The sequence below is a fragment of the Sorangium sp. So ce296 genome, from assembly GCF_051529605.1.
Lineage (GTDB): Bacteria > Myxococcota_A > Polyangia > Polyangiales > Polyangiaceae > Sorangium > Sorangium cellulosum_D.
The window spans coordinates 10516979-10534900 of the sequence record NZ_CP150325.1; the positions used below are offsets into that span (position 1 = coordinate 10516979).

The following is a 17922-nucleotide window of genomic DNA, read 5'->3' on the forward strand; positions in this document are numbered from 1 at the left end:
GCCGCCGCGAGCTCACGCGCGGGCGCTCGCCCGCCGCCGCGAGCGGCCCCTCGACCGCCCGCGCGCGCGGCCCCTCGACCGCTCGCCGAGCGCGGCCCCTCGACCACCCGCGCGCGGGCCGCCTCAGCGCGACGCGCGGAGCGCCTCGTCGATCATCTTCTGGTGCTCCGCCGGGTCCGCCCAGCGGGCGCGCCCCTCGGCCGGGAGCTGATCGATCGGATCGAAGTACGTGTACCGCTGCCCCGGCTTGACGCTCGGCGCCTCGAACACCGAGATCCCGGTGGTGCGGTCGTAGTGCTCGAACGAGTGCGCGTCGCGCTTGCCGCCGCCGCCGGGCGCGTCGACGACGAACGTCGGCGTGTTGAACCCGGCGGTCGAGCCGCGCACGTGCTTCTCGATCATGAGCCCGGTCGCGAGCGTGGTCCGGAGGTCCTCCACGCCGCGGACGAGATCGTGGATGTAGACGTAGTAGGGGTGCACGTGCAGGTGCCCCAGGCGCTTCACGAGCAGCTTCATCGTCTCGGGCGTGTCGTTCACCCCGCGCTGCAGCACCGACTGGTTCCTCACCGTGATCCCGCGCTCGAACAGCTTGTTCATCGCGTCGCGGGTGATGCCGGTGATCTCGTTCGGGTGGTTGAAGTGCGTGTGGATCACGACCTCCTTGTGCAGCTTCCGCCCAAGCTCCACCGTGCGCGTCACCGCGTCGATCCACTCGTCGTCGGTGAGGATCTTCTGCGGCATCACGGCCGGGCCCTTCGTGGCGAGGCGGATGCGCTGGATGTTCGGCATCCTGAGGAGCGTCTCGCCGATCGCGCTGATCTGCTCCGGCCGCAGGTTGTACGCGTCGCCGCCGGAGACGACGATGTCCTCCAGCTCCGGGCGCGACGCGATGTACGCGTACGCGCGCTTCCACCGCTCCTCGTCGACCTTGAAGTGGGTCTTCTCGACCTCCTCCGTGTCGATGCCCACCGCGTAGCTGCGCGTGCAGAAGCGGCAGTACACGGGGCAGGTGTCGAGCGGGAGGAACAGCGCCTTGTCGGCGTACCGGTGCGTCAGCCCGGGGACCGGCGCGTCGGCGCGCTCGTGCAGCGAGTCGAGCCCGAGCTTCGGGTGATCCGGCAGGAAGCGCGAGGCCAGCGGGATGAACTGCGTCCGGAGCGGATCGCCGTACGGATCGTTCCAGTCGATCAGCGAGAGCATGTACGGCGAGACGCGGACGCTCATGGGCGCGTGCGCGAAGCCCTCGGTCGCGTCGCGGATGAAGTCGTCCGACACGATCCCGCGCAGCGTGTCGAGCAGCTTGTCCGGGCGGGTGATCGACTTCTTCGCCTGCCATCGGTGATCCATGAACTGCTCGTCGGTCACCTCGGCGTAGGCCGGGATCCTCCGGAAGTCGGGCACCTCGGGCAGCTTCGTGTGCTGGAGCGACGCCGGGTCCACCGGCGGCTTGAGGGGCGCGATGTCGGGGCTTCGCTTGGTGAGTTCGATGAGGCTCGAGGTGGTCGTCATGTCGTGGACCCTTGCCCGCGCGGAGCAAAGAGAGCGTGATGGATGGCCGCCTGCCCGCACCTGCGCTTCCCGGGGCCTGCCCGGGGGCGGCTGCGGCAGCCGTTCCTGGGATCGTAGCATCGCGGTACCCCCGTCGGGGGCGGTGTGCGCTACGCCGTGTGGTCGAGCGCGCCTCCGGCTGGCGAGCGGAGGGGCGGCGCGGCGGGCGAGCCGATCAGGGCTCGATGGAGGCCACCGTGGTATCCCGGGTGGTGCGGTAGCGCGCGTAGTAGGTCCGCACGCGCGTCACGTAAGCCTGGGTCTCCTCGTAGGGCGGGATGCCGCCGTACCGCATCACCGCCCCTTCGCCGGCGTTGTACCCGGCGATGGTGAGATCGAGATCTCCGTTGAAGAGGTTGGCCAGGATGCGCAGGTACCGCGTTCCTCCGAAGATGTTCTCCCGCGCGTCGAACGGGTCGCGCACCTGCATGCGGAGGGCGGTCTCGGGCATCAGCTGCATCAGCCCCTGGGCGCCGACCGGCGAGACCGCGCGCGGATCGTAGTCGCTCTCGCACTTGATGACCGCGCGGACGAGCTCCTCGGGGATCTGGTAGAGCGTCGCGGCCTGACGGATCCACGTGTCGTAGCGGCTGAAGCGCTCGAGGGATTTGTCGCTCGGGGCGACCGGGGCCACGCCGGGGCGGGCCCCGGGGCGGCGCCCGTCGCCCTTGATGTACACCTTGAACCGCGCGTCGCCGGCGGCGCGGTTCGAGAAGTGCACCGTTCCATCCGCGTCGGTGTACGTGAAGATATCAGCGCGCGCGCTGCCCGGGTGCAGCGCGAGGGCGGCCAGCCCGAGCGCGGCGACGAGGGCCCGCAGGGGCATGCGAACGGAGGAGCCGGAGGTCGACGGGACGGGCATTTCTCGGCTCAGCATAGGTTGGGATCGCCTGCTCGCGCAAACCGCACCGTGGCGGCGGAAAGGAACGTCGTGGAAAGGACGTCGCGGAAAGGAACGTCGTGGAACGCCACGACGAACGCCGCGGCGGGCGGCGCCATTCCGAGGACGGCCGCGCGAGGCCGTCCACCGCGGGGGCGTCCGCGCGGAAGCTCGCTCTGGTGAGCACGTCCCGGGCGCTGTACTAAGGCGGGCGCCATGGAGATCGGCTGGCGACACGTGCTCGCGGGGGTTGCGGCCCTCTTCATCCTGTTCCTCGTCATCAAGATGCGCCCTGCCCGGCGGCGCCGGGACGCGCTGAGCGCCGAGGTCCAGGCCGCGCGGGAGCGCGCGCGGCGCGCCGCGACCCCGCGCGAGCGGGCCGAGGCGCTGTGCGACGCGGGCGTGCAGGCGATGCGCGGCGGCCGCCGCGTCACGGCCGCCGTGGGCTTCTTCGTGCGCGCGATGCGGGCCGACCCCGCCTCCGCCCGGGTCATCGAGCTCGCGAGCGGCGCGCTGGCCAGGCGCAGGCCCCGGCTCCTGGAGAAGATCCTCTGGCGGCGGCTCGCGGTGCTCCCCTGGGAAGGCGAGCACCGCGACGCGGCGCGCGCGGCCGCCGTCGGGCTGGAGGCGCTGTACCGGCGCGAGATCCGGGACCGGAGCCGCGCCGAGATCATGCGCAAGCTGACCCGGACGCTCGGCTGAGCCGCCGCGCGAGGGCCGGCGGCGCCGGCCTCGCCGGCGTCACGTCCCCCAGAACGATCGCGGCAGAGCGCCGCGGTTCGACAGCGCGACGAGGTCCATGAGCAGCGCGATCGTGACGTGGACCAGGAAGCCCGAGTAGATGCTCTTCGTGCGCATCGCCAGCGAGCCGAGCGCGATCCCGGCGACCACGGCGCCGGCCGCCTCCAGGTACGGCTTGCCGAAATGGATCATGCAGTAGGGGACGACCATCGCGAAGATCGCGCCGGAGCCCAGGGTGTGGCGCAGGCCGGCGAGCCAGAAGCCGCGGAAGAAGATCTCCAGCGCGAAGAACTGGGCGAAGTACATCGCCTCCCAGGCGATGAGGTCGAACCAGGAGCGGGAGGACTGCTTGTAGAAGGGGTAGTAGCTCCCGAAGTCGGGCGCGCTCGCGACGATGAACACCGCCGGGACCACGACGGCGAGGCAGAGCAGGTAAATCCACGCGTGCTGCGCGAGCCCCCGGACGCGCAGCCCCATGTCGAGCAAGCTGTCCCTGGGGAAGCAGAGCTTCCACCCGACCATGGGGATGGCGACGTAGCCGAAGACGCGGGTGAACGACCACCACACGTAGCTGTAGAGCTCGTCGTAGCGGCGGAGCGAGATCGGCACGATCACCCCGGCCGGCGAGAGCGTCTGAGCGAGCTCGAGCTCGCGCAGCCACGGCCGGATGTGCTCGTCGTAGACCGCCCGGCCGCCGTAGTACTGCTGCAGCATGAGCACGACCGCGGTGATCGTGAACAGGACCGCGGGCCGGCGGTCGTAGCCCCCGGCGGCGAGGGTGCGCCGCTGGTGCTCGTGGGCCTCGACGTCGAGCTCCCGCCAGGTGCGCCGGAAGAAGAGCCAGAGGAGGGGCGCGAGCGCGATGAACGCGGCGACCGGGAACAGCGCCTTCAGCAGGGTGCTCGCCAGCGCCGACGACGGCTCGGCGAGGCGGGCGCTCGCGTCCGAGGGTGGCCGGAGCGGCCTGAGCCGGTCGATGTGCGCCACGAGCCAGCTCCCCAGGTTGAGCATCGGCGCGCCCTGTACCATGATCCGCGGCCCAGCACAGCGCCGACGCGCGGGCTCCGCCGCGTTCGCGCCTTCCGCCGCCGGCGCGGTCCCTCCGCCGCCGGCGCGGTCCTCCGCGGCGCGCCCTTGCGGTGACCCCGGCCGCTCTGCTAGATCGCGCTCCCTCTTCAATGCCGCGCGAGTCATCTCGCGCATTTCCGGCGCAGGCCCCGCCTGCCCGTGGGAGTCTCAGAATGGCCAGCAAAAATCCGCTTGCGATCGTGAAGGAGCGCTTCGGCGACAAGGCGAAGCTCGTCGAGGCCCTGAAAGGGCTCGCGAACGAGGACCTCTGGCTCGGGCGCGTCAGCACGGATCGGGGCGGTTCCAAGGGCCTGGAGCACGTGTCGAACGCCAAGCTCCTCCGCCTGCACGCGACGTTCAGCATGGTGAAGGAGAAGTTCGGGACGCGCGCGAAGCTCATCGACGAGACGCTGGCGGTCCTGAACCGGTCGAAGGACCAGGGCTACAGGAAGCGCCTCGAGGCGTACCCGGTGCCGCGCCTCTACGACCTCTACCAGTCGGCCTCGAAGCGGGCGAAGGCCGCCTCGGCCACCCCCAAGGCTCAGGCCTGAGCCGCCCGCTCGTCGAGCGCGCCGTCCATGCCGGACCGGACCGGGCTGCCCGCCCTTGAAGGTCCGGCGTTCCTATCGTAATTGAGCCGCGTCGCCAGCGCGCGGCGTCCAGCCGTCCAGCGTCGGACCGACGATCTGACGTCCCCTGATGAGCCTGAAGCCCCCCGTGGGCCCTCCCAGAAAGGTGGGTGTCGCCCGCCGCGAGCCCCGCCAAGGAGAACGACTGTGAGCAGCGCGCACGAGACCGAGACCGGCGTCTGGACGACGGAAGACGCCAAGTCGCTCTACATGATCGACCGCTGGGGTCGCGGCTATTTCGACGTGAGCCCGGACGGCAACCTCACCGTCGCCCCGCTCCAGGAGCGCGGCAGCAAGATCGCGATCCGCGACGTCGTGGACGCGGCGCTCGAGCAGGGGCTCCGCACGCCGCTCCTGATCCGCTTTCAGGACCTGCTCCACCACCGGGTGCGGTCGCTCAACGAGGCGTTCAACAAGGCGATCGCCGAGAGCAAGTTCCGCGGGACGTACCGCGGCGTGTTCCCGATCAAGGTGAACCAGCTCCGGGAGGTCGTGGAGGAGATCCTCGACGCGGGCAAGACCTACCACTACGGCGTCGAGGTCGGCTCCAAGCCCGAGGTCTTCGCGGGCCTGTCGGTCCACCACGACCCCGAGTCGCTGATCGTCTGCAACGGCTACAAGGACGAGAACTTCATCCGGACGGCGCTGATCGGGCGCAAGCTCGGCAAGAAGGTGATCCTCATCGCGGAGAAGCTCTCCGAGGTGCGGATGATCACCCGCGTCGCCAAGGACATGAACGTCGAGCCGATGATCGGCCTCCGGGTGCGGCTGCTCACCGAGGGCGCGGGCAAGTGGAAGACGTCCGGCGGCGAGAACGCGAAGTTCGGGCTCTCCACCGCCGAGATCCTCGCGGCGATCCGGATCATGGACGAGGCCGGGATGAGCTCCTCGTTCAAGCTCCTCCATTTCCACATCGGCTCGCAGGTGCCGGACATCCTGATCATCAAGCGCGCCGTGCGCGAGGCGACGCGCTACTACGCGAAGCTCCGCAAGATGGGGCAGCGCATCGAGTACATCGACGTCGGCGGCGGCCTCGCCATCGACTACGACGGCTCGCGCTCGACCTTCCACTCCTCGATGAACTACTCGGTCGAGGAGTACGCGCGCGACATCGTGCACAACATCGCGGACATCTGCGACGAGGAGCGGGTGCCTCACCCGAACATCGTCTCGGAGTCCGGCCGCGCGATCGTCGCGCACCACTCGGTGCTGGTCGTCCAGGCGTTCGGCTCGATCGAGAAGACGCCGATGTCGCCGATCGACATCCAGACCGAGGAGCACAAGCTCATCCAGAACCTCCTCTATATCAAGGACAACCTCTCCGGGCCGAACCTCGGCGAGTCGTGGCACGACCTGCTCCAGATCAAGGAGGAGGCGCAGAAGATGTTCGAGCTCGGCCTGCTCAACCTCGACGTGAAGGCCCGGGTCGAGATCCTCTTCTGGGAGATCGCCGAGGCGATGGAGAAGATCGCGTCGGAGCTCGACCCCGAGGAGGTGCCGGACGATCTCGGCGAGCTCCGCAAGCAGCTCGCCGACCAGTACATCTGCAACTTCTCGGTGTTCCAGTCGCTGCTCGATCACTGGGCGCTCGGCGCGCTCTTCCCGATCGTGCCGATCCACCGGCTGAACGAGCGCCCCGCGGCGGACAGCACGCTCGTCGACATCACCTGCGACTCCGACGGCAAGGTGAGCAAGTTCATCGATCTGAACGACGTGAAGGACACGCTCCCGCTGCATCCGATCGTGGGCGACCAGCCGTACTACGTCGGCATCTTCCTGACCGGCGCGTACCAGGACATCATGGGCGACATCCACAACCTCTTCGGCCGGGTCAACGAGGTGCACGTCTTCCTCGATGAGGACGAGGAGAGCGGGTACTACATCGAGGAGACGATCGCCGGGAACAAGATCCACGAGGTCCTGGCGCTGACCCAGTACGACAACCGCGATCTCGTCGGGAAGGTGAAGGCCCAGGTGGACGGCGCGATCAAGCAGGACCTCCTCAAGCCGACCGAGGGCATGCGGCTGCTCGCCGACTACGAGCGCGGGCTCAAGGATCAGACGTACCTGAGCCTCTGAGCGGCGCCGTGCTCTCCGAGACCACGGCGCCTGCGGGCCCGGCGTCCCTGTCGAGGCGCCGGCCCGGGTGGGTGCGCCAGGCGATGCTCGTCGCGCGGAAGGATCTCGCGATCGAGCTCGCCACCGGCGAGATCGTCACGACGAGCGGGTTCTTCGCGGTGCTCGTCGCCGTGATCGCGTCGCTCGCGTTCTACGCCGGGCAGGACGCGGCCGAGCGGGTCGCGCCCGGCGTGATCTGGGTGAGCGTGGCGTTCGCGTCGGTGCTCGCGCTGAGCCGCACGTGGCAGCGGGAGCGCGAGGACGGCGCGCTCTCGGGCCTGCTCGTCCTGCCGATCGCGAGGAGCGCCCTGTTCGCCGGCAAGGCGCTCGGGCTGTGCGTCTTCGTGATCGCGGTCGAGGCGATCATCATCCCGGCCGCGGCGCTCCTCTTCGCGGTGGATCTCGCGAAGACGGGCGCGGGGCTCGCGCTCTTCTGCCTCGCGGCGACGCCGGGCATCGCCGCGAGCGGCACCCTCTTCGGGGCCATGACCGTGCGCACGCGCGCCCGCGACCTCGTGCTCGCGAGCGTCCTCTTCCCGTTGCTCGCGCCCACCCTGCTCGCCGCGGTCGCGGGGACGCGGGAGCTCTTCGGCGGCGCGACGCTCGGCGAGCTCACCGATTACGTGGCGCTCATGGGCGTGTTCGACGTCGTGTTCATCGCGGGCGGGATCGGCCTCTTCGATCTGATCATCGAGGGCTGACCCGCCGCGCAGCTGGGCCGCGGCGCGACGGCGATCGCAGGCTCACGCGGCCGCGCCGCGCGCCGCGACCACGTCGTCGGCGAGCAGCGCCGCCGCCCGCGCGACGCCGTCGAGATCGAGCGCGGCGCCGGTGCACTCGCCGATCGCCCACACGCCGTCGCCGGCCCGGCCGCGCGCGTCGACCCGCACGGCGTACCCCGCGCGCGGGTCGACCTCGACGCGCGCGCCCGCCTGCGCGGCGACCTCGAACGACGGCGCGGCCGGCGCCTCGACGGCGAGCGCCACCACCTTGAGATCGCGCGTCGGGCTGCCTTGGGCGGAGGGCGCGCCGCGCACGGTCACGCTCTTCACCTGCGAGATCCCGTTCACCGCGGCGAGCGCGGCGAGCGGGATCCGCGCCGCGATCCGGTCGCCGAGGGCGCTCGCGAGCTCGTCGGCCCAGAAGCCCTCGCCCGCGATCGCGACGGGGCCGGTCGGCTCGACGCCGCAGGCGAGCAGCCGGCAGAGCGCGCGCGCCGAGAAGACCCCGGGCAGATCGTTGTTCGGGAACGCCGCGACGCCGTCGTGCGCCCCGGTGGCGAAGACCAGCGCGGGCGCCTCGATCACGGTCGCGCCCGCGTCGCCGGCGACCAGGAGCTCGCCGAGGTAGACGCCGGCGGCCACGTGCTCGCAGAGCACGCGCACCCCGTCGAGCGGGTGCCGCGCGAGGAGCTCCGCCGCCCGGCGCGGCGCCCCGGCGAGCGACCCGGCGGGGGCGAGGCCGTCGTCGATCAGCGCGACGCGCAGGCCGCGCGCCGCGAGCGCCGAGGCCGCCGAGACGCCGGCGGGCCCGGCGCCGATCACCGCCGCGTCCAGCTCGAGCCGCGCGGCGGGCTCCGGCGGGAGCGGCGCGCTCGGCAGCCGGCCGAGCCCCGCCAGCTTGCGCGCGATCGACTGCATGACCCCGGACAGCCCGGGGACGCCGGCCATCAGGTGGTGGTGGTCGATCCCCTGCGGGAAGAACCAGTCGGTCACCCGGAGCAGATCCGCCTCCCGCGAGCCGACCACGTTCTGCACCTCGATGCGCTCGCCGCCGGCGGCGGGCCGCAGGCAGGTCATCACGTTCGGCACCCCGTCGACCCGCGCCAGGCAGCCGTCGCAGCCGCCGCGCAGGCAGGTCGGCGCGCGCGGGCGGTGCAGCTTCGGGCTCCGCGCGAGCGTCACGCGCCCGGAGGCGAGCAGCGCCACGGCCAGGGGCTCTCCCCGCTCCGCCGGGACGTCCGCTCCGTCGAGGGTGATGGTGACCGGATCCCGGAGCGCGCGACCTCGCCGAAACATGGGCGGACGCTAGCAGACGCGCGCCGGGCGCGCGCGCCGCGGGCCAGGGAAAACGCGGGAACGAAGCGGCAAGCGAGCGGCAGGGAAGCGGCAAGCAGACGGTAAGCAACGGCAGGGAAGCGGCACGGAAGCGGCACGGAAAGCGCGCGGCGTCGCCGGCGCGAGCGCGCGGCGCGGAGAAGGTGCCCCCCGCTTCGCGCGCTGATCTATGCTGTGGCCGATGCGCCTCGGCGTCCTCGGCCCTGCACAGGGTGATCTGCCCGCGCTCGCTCGCGGCGCGCAGCACCTGCTCGACGAAGGCCACGCCGAGCGGGTCATCTACGTCGCCGAGGACGACGCGCTCGACCGGGTCGTCGAGGGCTGGGCGCAGAGCCTGGTCGGCGTGAACCCGACCGAGGGCGCCCTCTTCGATCGGGCCGCGCGCTGCGCCGCCGCGACGCCGGAGCAGATCGACGCGTTCGTGGCGTCCGAGCGGGCGCGGCTGCGCCTCAAGGTGCTGATGAGCCTCCCGCCGGGCCAGCGCACGATCGAGATCCTCGACGGGCGCGTCGCGCTGTTCGTGTTCGACAAGGCGGCGCTCGACGAGGAGGACATCGTCGCGGCGTCGCTCCTCGTCTTCGGCAAGAGCTCCGAGCCGCTCATCAAGAGGGTCGGCCCGCGGACGTTCTTCTCTCCCGGGCCGATCGGCTCCGAGGGCGGCCGGGCGCTCCTCGACGACGGGCAGGGCGGGGTGCGGATCGAGGTGATCAACGCGAGCGGCGCCGTGACCGCGCGCGAGATCGTCGGCCCGCCCGCGGCCGGGCCCAAGCTGAGGGTTCAAGGTGGCTCGCACGGCTGAGGGCGCAGCGGGCGCGACGGGCGGGCGCGCACGCGGGTCAGCGTCAGAAGCGCGCCGCGTCGCGATCTTCGGCGGCAGCTTCAACCCGCCCCACGTGGCGCACGTGCTCGCGGCGACCTACGCGATCTCCGTCGCGCCGATCGACGAGGTGCTCGTCGTCCCCGTCTACCGCCACCCCTTCTCCAAGGAGCTCGCGCCGTTCGAGCATCGCCTGGCCATGTGCCAGCTCGCGCTCGGCTGGCTCCCGCGCGTGTCGGTCTCGGCGGTCGAGCGCGATCTCGGCGGCGAGAGCCTCACGCTGCGCACGCTCGAGCACCTCGCCGCGGCGCACCCCGGCTGGGCGATGCGCCTGCTCGTCGGCGCCGACGTGCTCCCGGATCTCCCGCGCTGGCACCGCTTCGATCGCATCGAGCAGCTCGCCCCGCCGATCGTCCTCGGCCGCTCCGGCTTCGCCGCGACCGCCGCGGAGCGCCTCGACGCGGCGGCGGACCCGCGCCCGCTCCTGCGCCCCGCGGACGTGCTCCTCCCGCAGATCTCGAGCAGCGAGATCCGCCGGGCGTTCGCCGCGGGCGATCTGGAGGCCGTCCGCCAGCGCGTGCCGCGCGCCGTGCTCGACTACGCGCTCGCGCACGGCCTATACGGGAGCGGCGCATGAACGAGATGGACAGCACACGCCCGTCGCCGATGCACCGGGACGACAGCGCCCTCCCGGAGGTGTTCATCTACGGCGCCGGCAAGGTGGGCCGCGGGCTCGCGCGCGCGAGCCGCGACGCGGGGCTGTCGGTCACGCTGCGGCCCGCGCGGGACGGGCTTCCGATGGAGCGCATCGAGGCGGACCTCGTGATCCTCGCCGTGCGCGATGGGGCCATCGCGCCCGCGGCCGAGGCGATGCGCGACCTGCGGCTCGTCGGCCACCGGGACGTCGCGGTGGTGCACTGCGCCGGCGCGCTCGGCCCGGAGGCGCTCGCCGCGGTGCGGGGCCGCCGCGTCTCGGTCGCGCAGATGCACCCGATGATCTCGTTCGCCTCGCCCGCGTTCGTGCCCTTCCTCGAGCGCGGCCACCTCCACATCGACGGCGATCCCGCCGCCGTGCGCGCCGCGCGCGCGCTCGGCGTGCGCCTCGGGATGACGCCGCGCACGTTCTCCGACCTCGACCGCGTCGCCTACCACGCCGCCGCGGGCCTCGTGGCCAACGGCGCCGCGGCGCTCGCCGCCGCCGGGGTCGACCTGCTCGAGCGCGCCGGCGTCGAGCGAAAGACCGCCGCCGAGATGCTCGGCCCGCTGCTCCGCACGGTCGCGGACAACGTCGAGGTGCTCGGCGTACCCGAGGCGCTCACGGGGCCGGTCCGGCGCGGCGACGCGCCCGGCGTCGCGCGGCACCTCGAGACGCTCCGCCGGCTCGCGCCGCACCTCGTCCCGTTCTACGTCGCCGCCGCGGCCACGCAGCTCCCGCTGGCCCGCGCCCTGGGCGAAGCGCCTCCGGACGCGTTCGACGCGATCCAGCAGGTCCTGGACGGAACCCGGTAGTCGCACTGAAATTTTCTATTGGTGCGGCAATTACTTATTGATGCTCGACGGCAGGATCCGTTGATGCGTGCTCCAGCCGAGAGGTACGCTTCCATTGCCTTGGGATCTGTCGCCGCAGCCTGCGTTCCTTCTGCCACCACGAGCGATGCCGGGGGTTTCCGGGCGCTCGATGAGCGCGTCCGTGAAGCCGCGTCGCGTGGGGTGCTCCACGTCCATGGACAGCGGCCGATCCTGGATGCGGTTTGCTCCCACCTCGCGCGTCGCGCGCGAGGCGTGGGGCGCTCGCTGATCTCGGCCGCGCACGCCGCGGGTCGGGATCCCTGGCGCGATCTCGCGCTGCGCTGCGGCGTCGCCTCCGCGGATCCGGTCGCGGTCGCGCAGGGCATCAGCGCCGCCGCGGAGGGCGCGATCCTCCTCGTCTCCGAGGGGGAGCCCACGAGCTGGGGGAGCCTCGTGCTGGAGGAGGTCTCCCGCCTCATCGCGGAAGGATCGAGCTCCGCGCTGGTCATCGTGTGCAGCGACGCGGCGAGGCGGCCGTGGACGAGCGCGATCGCGATCGACGGCGTCGCGTCGCCCGACGACCTGCACCGGTTCTGGGAGGCGTTCGCGGCGGAGGCGGAGCGCCGGGTCGTCGCGAAGCTCGACCGGCTGGACGCGCTCGAGGGCTGGTGCTCCGCGGTGCTGGCCGCGCCGGCCGAGCCGCGCCCCCTGCCGCAGCAGCCGAGCCTCGAGGCCAGGCGGCTGCTCGATTGGCTCGCGCTGAGCCAGCGGCCCTGGCCGTCCGCGCAGCTCGGCCGGCTCGCGCCCCGGCGCGCGGAGCGGGGGCCCGGAGCCGCCGCGTGCCCGCTCGCCGGCGACGAGCTCGCGGGCCTCGGGCTGATCGAGGCCGACGAGCGCGGGTGGGTGACGGCGCGGCGCGCGGCCGCCGATCCGGCCGGCGCCGATCCCGAGGACGTGCTCGCGGTCGCGGAGGCGCTCGAGGAGCAGCCGTCCGACCCGTGGAGCCTCTCGCGCGCGAGCGAGCTCTTCGCCTCGCTGGGCCGGGCCGACCGCGCCGAGGCCGCGGCGACGCTCGCCATCTCCTCGGTCGGCGAGCCGTCGGCGCGCGCCGATTTCTGGCAGCGCTGGGCGCGATCGATGCGCGCGCTCTCCGGCTCGCCGCCCGGCGAGCGGCTGCTCCGGGCCGCGGAGCTCGCGCTCCGGCTCGGCGACGTCGAGTTCGCGCTCGACTTCTCCTCGGCGGCCCTGGGAGAGGGGGAGTCGTTCGCCGCGCTGCTCGTGCACGGCCGCGCGACGAGCGCGCGCGGCGACCTGACGACCGCCGCGATGGTGCTCTCGCGCGCGGCGGCCGCCGCGGCCACGCCCGCGGAGCGGGCGCGCGGCGCCGTGGAGGTGGCGGAGCTCTGCTGCAAGACGGGCGACCTCGCGGCGGCCAAGGCGCACGCGGAGGAGGGGCTCGCCGGCGCGGGCGAGATCGCGACGCGCCTCCAGGCGCGCAACATCCTCGGCAAGCTGCTCCTCACGCAGCAGGCCTGGTCCGAGGCGGAGCGGCACTTCGCGGCCGACGCGTGGGAGGCGGCGCGCGCCGGCGAGCACGTGAGCGAGCTGCGCGCCCGGCTGAACCGCGCCATCGCGCAGCTCTCCAGCGGCCGGCTCGACGAGGCGCGCGCGATGCTCTCGGCGGTGCTCGACGACGGCGAGCGGCGCGGCGAGCGCGCGGCGACCGGCTACGCGCTCACGAACCTCGCGGTCATCGCCCACCTGAAGCACGAGTACCCGGAGGCCTTGCGCCTCTTCGAGCGCGCGATCGGCATCTTCCGCAAGATCGGCGACAAGGTCGCGCTCGTGAACCTCATCGCGAACCTCGCGGAGCTCCGGCTCCAGCTCGGGCTCCTCGAGGAGGCCGAGCAGGCGCTCGCGTTCGCGCGCAAGGTCTCCGGCCCGGGCATCCCCGGCGTGTGGATCACGCACGTGGCCTACGTCGCGGCGCAGATCCACCTGGAGCGCGGCCGCACCCAGGAGGCCGGGGACGAGCTCCGCGCCGCCTTCACGTACGGCGCCGGCCCGAAGCTCGGCGAGTGCTACGCCGTGGCCGCGCGCATCGCGCTCGACGACGGCGACCTCCTGCTCGCCGCGCAGATGATCAAGGCGGCGCGCGCCGAGGCGAGGTCCGATCGGCACCTCGCCGAGGTCGCGCTCCTCGAGGCGCTCCGCGCGCGCGCCGCCGGCGAGCCGTTCGGGCAGCTCGCCGCCGAGGCGCTCGCGCTCTCGCGGAAGGACCACGGCCGCGAGCGCGCCCTGGAGGCGCACGTGCTGCTCCACCACGCCTCGGCGTCCGGGGATCGGCCGCCGCGCGCGCCCGACGACGACGCCGCGGCCACGCGGTCGCACCTCGAGGCGGCGATCCACCTCCGCGATCGCATCACCGCGTCGCTGCCGCCCGACATCGCGCGCAGGTTCCTCGCGCGCCGGCTCTTCGCGGCGCTCGGCCGGCTCGAGGCGTCGGCGCGCGTCGCCGCCGAGGCGGAGCCGAGGGGCTGCGAGCTGTGCGGATCGAGCGCGTGCGCCGGGTGCGCCCGGATCGCGGCGCGCGCGCACCGGCCGTCCACCGTGGTGCCCGCGATCAAGCGGCTGGTGGGGACGGCGCCGGCGCTGCTCAGCCTCCTCCACCAGGTCGAGAAGGTCGGCGCGAGCGACGCGACCGTGCTGATCCACGGCGAGAGCGGCACGGGGAAGGAGCTCGTCGCCGAGGCGATCCACGAGGCGAGCGGGCGGGGCGGGCCGCTGATCAAGGTGAACTGCGCCGCCCTGGTCGAGACGCTGCTGCTCTCGGAGCTGTTCGGGCACGAGAAGGGGGCGTTCACCGGGGCGGCGGCGCGCCGTCGCGGGCGGTTCGAGCTCGCCGAGGGGGGGACGCTCTTCCTCGACGAGATCGGCGACATCTCGCCGCGCACGCAGGTCGCGCTGCTCCGCGTCCTCCAGGACAGGACCTTCGAGCGGGTCGGGGGTGTCACCCCGCTGCGCGCCAACGTCCGGATCCTCTGCGCCACCCACCGCGATCTGCGCGTGATGGTCGCGCGCGGCGAGTTCCGGGAAGATCTCTACTATCGCCTCCGGCAGGTCGTCCTGGAGGTCCCGGCGCTCCGCCAGCGGCCGCGCGACGTGCCGGCGATCGCCGCCGCGATCCTGGAGAGGATCGCCGCCGAGCGCGGCACGGCGCCGAAGCGCCTCTCCGGCAGGGCCATCTCGGCCCTCTCGCGGCACGCCTGGCCGGGCAACGTGCGCGAGCTCGAGAACGCCTTACGCGCCGCGGCGATCTTCGCGGACGGCGAGGTGATCGAGCTCGAGGACTTCACGGCGAACGTCGAGGGGCTGCGGGACCTCGAGGCCCTGGAACCGGCGAGCGCTCCGATGACACCGAGGGCTGGCATGCTGCCTGCTATCCCTGCCGTCGAGCCGTCGAGCGGCCCTCGCTCTTCCGCGCCCGAGCGGGCGGAGCCTGAGTCTCACCCCCCGTCGGCGCCCGTGGCCCCGTCGGCGCCCGTCGACCGCACGCCGCTGGAGCTCGCGTACGCGCATGTCCGAGGAGGGGTCAGCCTGAGCGACATGAAGCGCGAGATCGAGCGCGAGTGCATCGCCCGGGCGCTCGACGAAAGTCGCGGGAATATCACGCGCGCCGCGGTGCTCTTGGGTATGAAGAGACCACGTCTTTCGCAGCTTGTGAAACAGTATGGCTTTGGCGGGACGTCGGAGGATTGAAGTGATGCGACCTTGCAGGAGGGGTTGGCTGTCCGGGGGCCTCGCGCTTGCGCTGTCGGTCCCTGCGCTGCTCACGGGGTGCGCGTTCGCGCCCGGGGAGCGCGACGAGCAGGCAGACGACGCGTGGAGCGAGCTCGAGCCGACGAGCTCCGACGAGGCGCTCGTCTCGGATACACGCGGCGAGGACGTCGAGCGCGACGTCGCCGCCCCCGCCGCCGACCGCGCGGAGCTGTCGCGGCTCCGGCTGCGCGAGGCCTCGCCTCCGGCCGCCGGCGACGAGGGATCGAGGACGCGGACGTACGTGCGATCGCGGGACACGCAGATGCCGGAGCCGCTCCCGTGGCACCCGAAGGGCAGCAGCGACGGCGACGGGACGCGCTGAGCTGCAGGCCACCGCCGGCCCTGTGCGGCCGCGCCCGGCGCCCTGGCGCGCTCGTCCACGAGCGCCCCGGCTCGTTTTGAGGTTGCCGCGCGGCTCGCTGCGGTAGCCTTCGCGCGTGGCGCCGCTCGGGATCGATCTCCGCACACGGACGACCCTGGTCTGCGGGGCCCTGGCCCTCGCCATCGCGGCCTCGACGCTGCTGCGGGGGCGCGTCCGGCGCGTGCACCTCTTCTTCGCCGCCTTCGCCGCCGACGTCGGGCTCTGGTACCTCTCCCAGTCGCTCTTCGGCTTCTTCCAGGCCTCCATCTGGGAGCGCTTCACGGCCATCCTCGCCGTGCTGCTCCCGCAGTTCGCGCTGCACCTCTTCGAGGCGATGATCCCCCACGACGGGGATCGCCGCTCGCGCCTGCTCCGGTTCGCGGGGGTGCTCGCCATCCCGCTGTTCGTCCTCGTGCTGGTGAGCCGGGAGCCGGGCTCGTGGCTCGACTGGCTCACGCGCGGCTGCATCTTCCTCTACGTCTTCGCGCTGCTCACCGCGGGGCTGTTCACGCTCGGCCAGCGCGGCAAGCAGAGCTCCTCGCGCGCGACGCAGCGGCGCGTGCGGTTCCTCGTGGTGATCGGCGCGCTCGCCGCGCTCGCCAGCGTCGCCGACTTCGCCTGGTTCCTCGGCGCGGAGCCGCCGCCCGTCGGCGCGGCGCTCTCGATCGTGTTCCTGTTCGTGCTCGCCCAGGCGCTGCGGCACGAGCGCCTCCTCGACGCCTACGAGATGCTCGCGCGCCTGCTCGTCGCCACGGCGGTCGCGTTCCTCATCGCGCTGATCTTCTATCTCCTGCTCACGTTCATCGGCGGCTTCAACACGATGTACCTGAACGCCGTGCTCGCCGCGATCGTCATCCTGGTGCTCTTCGATCCGCTGCGGGAGCGTGTCGAGGAGCAGCTCCAGCGCCTCTTCTTGCGGGAGCGGTTCGATCTCGATCGCTCGCTCGCGGACGCCCGGCGGCGCCTCGTGCACACGCTCGAGGTGGAGGAGATGGGCTCGATCGTGATGAGCGCGCTCGAGCAGTCGCGCCGGGTCACCGCGGCGGCGCTGTACCTGCGCGATCAGGACGGGACCGGCTTCGATCGGCTCGCGTCGCTCGGGCCGCGCGTCCCCGAGCGGATCGAGGTGGCGACGGCGCGGGCGCTGCTCGATCGCCTCGATCGCGGGCCGCTCGCGATGGAGGAGCTCGAGCGCGAGGCGCGCGAGCGGCGGGCGCGCCGGAGCCGCAGCGACGCGGACGACGACGGCAACTTCGCGCGGCGGACGGAGGTGCGGCCGCAGGTCCCCGAGGACGCGGTGCTCGCGGCGGCCGAGGTGCTCGGCAGCCTCTGCTCGGGCGTGGTGCTGTGCGCGCGGGACGAGCAAGGCGAGCCGATCGGGCTGCTCGTCGTGGCGGACACGCGCGTGCGCGACGCGTTCTCGCCCGAGGAGCTCACCCTGCTCGAGACGCTCGCCGCGCAGATCGGCGTCGTCCTGGAGAACTCGCGCCTCTACGCGCAGATGAAGGAGCGTGACCGGCTCGCGCTCCTCGGCCAGATGGCGGCCGGCCTCGCGCACGAGATCCGGAACCCGCTCGGGGCGATCAAGGGGGCGGCGCAGCTGCTCGCCGATCCCGTGCCGGAGGCGCAGATCGATCCGGCGTCGCGCGAGTTCATCGGGATCATCCTCGAGGAGGTCGATCGGCTCGACCGCGTCGTGGGCTCGGTGCTCGATCTCGCGCGGCCGGCGCAGGGCTCGGTCGTCCCGACCGACGTGAACGCGATCGTGCGCCGCACGCTGCAGGTGCTCTCGATCGAGCGCAGGAACGACCAGCTCGAGGTCGAGGTCACGCTCGACCCCGATCTCCCCCGGGTCGCCATCGATCCCGAGCAGCTGCGGCAGGTGCTGATGAACCTGTTCCGCAACGCGGTCCAGGCCATGAAAGGCCGGGGCAAGGTGGTGATCTCCACGCGCGTCCGCTTCGGCCGAGGCACGCGGCCGGGCTCCGGCTCGGACGAGCCGTTCGTCGAGCTCAACGTCACCGACAACGGCCCGGGGATCTCGCAGAAGGTGCTCGCGAACATCTTCCTGCCGTTCTTCACCACGAAGGACAAGGGGACGGGGCTCGGGCTGTCAATCAGCCAGCGCATCGCGCAGAGCGCCGGCGGCCGCATCGAGGTCCGCTCGTACGAAGGGAAGGGGAGCACCTTCGCCGTGATCCTCCCGGCCGCCGTCGACAAGCTGGGCGCGGCGCCGTCCGCGCCGTCGCCGGCGGCGCTCCCGGCGGCCGAGCCGGCGCCTCAGGATCGGCCGGGCTGAAGCCTCCGCGACTGCCGGCGGCGCAGCGGCGCTCCCGACGAGCGCCGCTGCGGCGCGCGCTCGCCGCGCCGCGCCG

General features: G+C 72.9%; 14 protein-coding genes. 10 read left to right on the plus strand and 4 right to left on the minus strand.

The window, feature by feature from the left end:
* Positions 1 to 123 precede the first annotated feature (123 nt).
* Together WME98_RS39075 and WME98_RS39080 are read right to left on the minus strand one after the other, a co-directional pair.
* Positions 124 to 1509, minus strand: coding sequence for a KamA family radical SAM protein (locus WME98_RS39075; protein WP_437337651.1), 1386 nt, complete (start codon positions 1507 to 1509; stop codon positions 124 to 126).
* Between the two features lie 214 nt (positions 1510 to 1723).
* Positions 1724 to 2425, minus strand: a complete 702-nt coding sequence (locus WME98_RS39080) for a lytic transglycosylase domain-containing protein (protein WP_437946802.1) — start codon at positions 2423 to 2425, stop codon at positions 1724 to 1726.
* Between the two features lie 219 nt (positions 2426 to 2644).
* Here WME98_RS39080 and WME98_RS39085 point away from each other — a divergent pair, with 219 nt between their 5' ends.
* The gene (locus WME98_RS39085; protein WP_437319901.1) at positions 2645 to 3130 is read left to right on the plus strand and encodes a hypothetical protein; all 486 of its coding nucleotides are present in this window, start codon (positions 2645 to 2647) and stop codon (positions 3128 to 3130) included.
* Between the two features lie 39 nt (positions 3131 to 3169).
* On the opposite strand, the gene WME98_RS39090 is transcribed toward WME98_RS39085, so the two are convergent.
* Positions 3170 to 4198, minus strand: a complete 1029-nt coding sequence (locus tag WME98_RS39090) for a CPBP family glutamic-type intramembrane protease (RefSeq protein ID WP_437946803.1) — start codon at positions 4196 to 4198, stop codon at positions 3170 to 3172.
* Positions 4199 to 4410: 212 nt separating this feature from the next.
* Here WME98_RS39090 and WME98_RS39095 point away from each other — a divergent pair, with 212 nt between their 5' ends.
* The 3 genes from WME98_RS39095 to WME98_RS39105 all read left to right on the plus strand — a co-directional run bounded on the left by WME98_RS39095 (position 4411) and on the right by WME98_RS39105 (position 7685).
* Positions 4411 to 4788, plus strand: a complete 378-nt coding sequence (locus WME98_RS39095; protein WP_437946804.1) for a hypothetical protein — start codon at positions 4411 to 4413, stop codon at positions 4786 to 4788.
* A 225-nt stretch (positions 4789 to 5013) separates the two neighbouring features.
* Entirely contained in the window at positions 5014 to 6945 is a 1932-nt protein-coding gene (speA, locus tag WME98_RS39100) for a biosynthetic arginine decarboxylase (protein WP_437946805.1), read from the plus strand.
* A gap of 8 nt (positions 6946 to 6953) precedes the next feature.
* Positions 6954 to 7685 (plus strand): heme exporter protein CcmB, encoded by a 732-nt coding sequence (locus WME98_RS39105; RefSeq protein WP_437614013.1) that lies wholly within the window; start codon positions 6954 to 6956, stop codon positions 7683 to 7685.
* Between the two features lie 42 nt (positions 7686 to 7727).
* Here WME98_RS39105 and WME98_RS39110 read toward each other — a convergent pair whose 3' ends face one another.
* Positions 7728 to 9002 (minus strand): 2Fe-2S iron-sulfur cluster-binding protein, encoded by a 1275-nt coding sequence (locus WME98_RS39110; RefSeq protein WP_437946806.1) that lies wholly within the window; start codon positions 9000 to 9002, stop codon positions 7728 to 7730.
* 220 nt (positions 9003 to 9222) lie between these two features.
* Here WME98_RS39110 and WME98_RS39115 point away from each other — a divergent pair, with 220 nt between their 5' ends.
* The 6 genes from WME98_RS39115 (at position 9223) to WME98_RS39140 (ending at position 17846) form a co-directional block, all read left to right on the plus strand.
* The gene (locus WME98_RS39115; RefSeq protein ID WP_437337658.1) at positions 9223 to 9840 is read left to right on the plus strand and encodes a hypothetical protein; all 618 of its coding nucleotides are present in this window, start codon (positions 9223 to 9225) and stop codon (positions 9838 to 9840) included.
* Entirely contained in the window at positions 9824 to 10495 is a 672-nt protein-coding gene (nadD, locus tag WME98_RS39120) for a nicotinate (nicotinamide) nucleotide adenylyltransferase (protein ID WP_061621673.1), read from the plus strand. The genes WME98_RS39115 and nadD overlap by 17 nt, the downstream gene beginning before the upstream one ends.
* Positions 10492 to 11367, plus strand: a complete 876-nt coding sequence (locus WME98_RS39125) for a DUF2520 domain-containing protein (protein ID WP_437337660.1) — start codon at positions 10492 to 10494, stop codon at positions 11365 to 11367. Before nadD ends, WME98_RS39125 begins: the two co-directional genes overlap by 4 nt.
* Positions 11368 to 11640: 273 nt before the next feature.
* The gene (locus WME98_RS39130; RefSeq protein WP_437946807.1) at positions 11641 to 15126 is read left to right on the plus strand and encodes a sigma 54-interacting transcriptional regulator; all 3486 of its coding nucleotides are present in this window, start codon (positions 11641 to 11643) and stop codon (positions 15124 to 15126) included.
* A 4-nt stretch (positions 15127 to 15130) separates the two neighbouring features.
* Positions 15131 to 15508: a hypothetical protein gene (locus WME98_RS39135; protein ID WP_437946808.1), complete on the plus strand. Its 378-nt coding sequence runs from the start codon at positions 15131 to 15133 to the stop codon at positions 15506 to 15508.
* Between the two features lie 115 nt (positions 15509 to 15623).
* The gene (locus tag WME98_RS39140; protein ID WP_437946809.1) at positions 15624 to 17846 is read left to right on the plus strand and encodes an ATP-binding protein; all 2223 of its coding nucleotides are present in this window, start codon (positions 15624 to 15626) and stop codon (positions 17844 to 17846) included.
* Positions 17847 to 17922 lie beyond the last annotated feature (76 nt).

Bases quoted from the DNA above. Each gene is read 5' to 3' on its own strand.
- WME98_RS39135 (WP_437946808.1), top strand. From the start codon at position 15,131: ATGCGACCTTGCAGGAGGGGTTGGCTGTCCGGGGGCCTCGCGCTTGCG.
- WME98_RS39075 (WP_437337651.1), bottom strand. From the start codon at position 1,509: ATGACGACCACCTCGAGCCTCATCGAACTCACCAAGCGAAGCCCCGAC.
- WME98_RS39080 (WP_437946802.1), bottom strand. From the start codon at position 2,425: ATGCTGAGCCGAGAAATGCCCGTCCCGTCGACCTCCGGCTCCTCCGTT.
- WME98_RS39125 (WP_437337660.1), top strand. From the start codon at position 10,492: ATGAACGAGATGGACAGCACACGCCCGTCGCCGATGCACCGGGACGAC.
- WME98_RS39085 (WP_437319901.1), top strand. From the start codon at position 2,645: ATGGAGATCGGCTGGCGACACGTGCTCGCGGGGGTTGCGGCCCTCTTC.
- WME98_RS39090 (WP_437946803.1), bottom strand. From the start codon at position 4,198: ATGGTACAGGGCGCGCCGATGCTCAACCTGGGGAGCTGGCTCGTGGCG.
- WME98_RS39110 (WP_437946806.1), bottom strand. From the start codon at position 9,002: ATGTTTCGGCGAGGTCGCGCGCTCCGGGATCCGGTCACCATCACCCTC.
- WME98_RS39095 (WP_437946804.1), top strand. From the start codon at position 4,411: ATGGCCAGCAAAAATCCGCTTGCGATCGTGAAGGAGCGCTTCGGCGAC.
- WME98_RS39115 (WP_437337658.1), top strand. From the start codon at position 9,223: ATGCGCCTCGGCGTCCTCGGCCCTGCACAGGGTGATCTGCCCGCGCTC.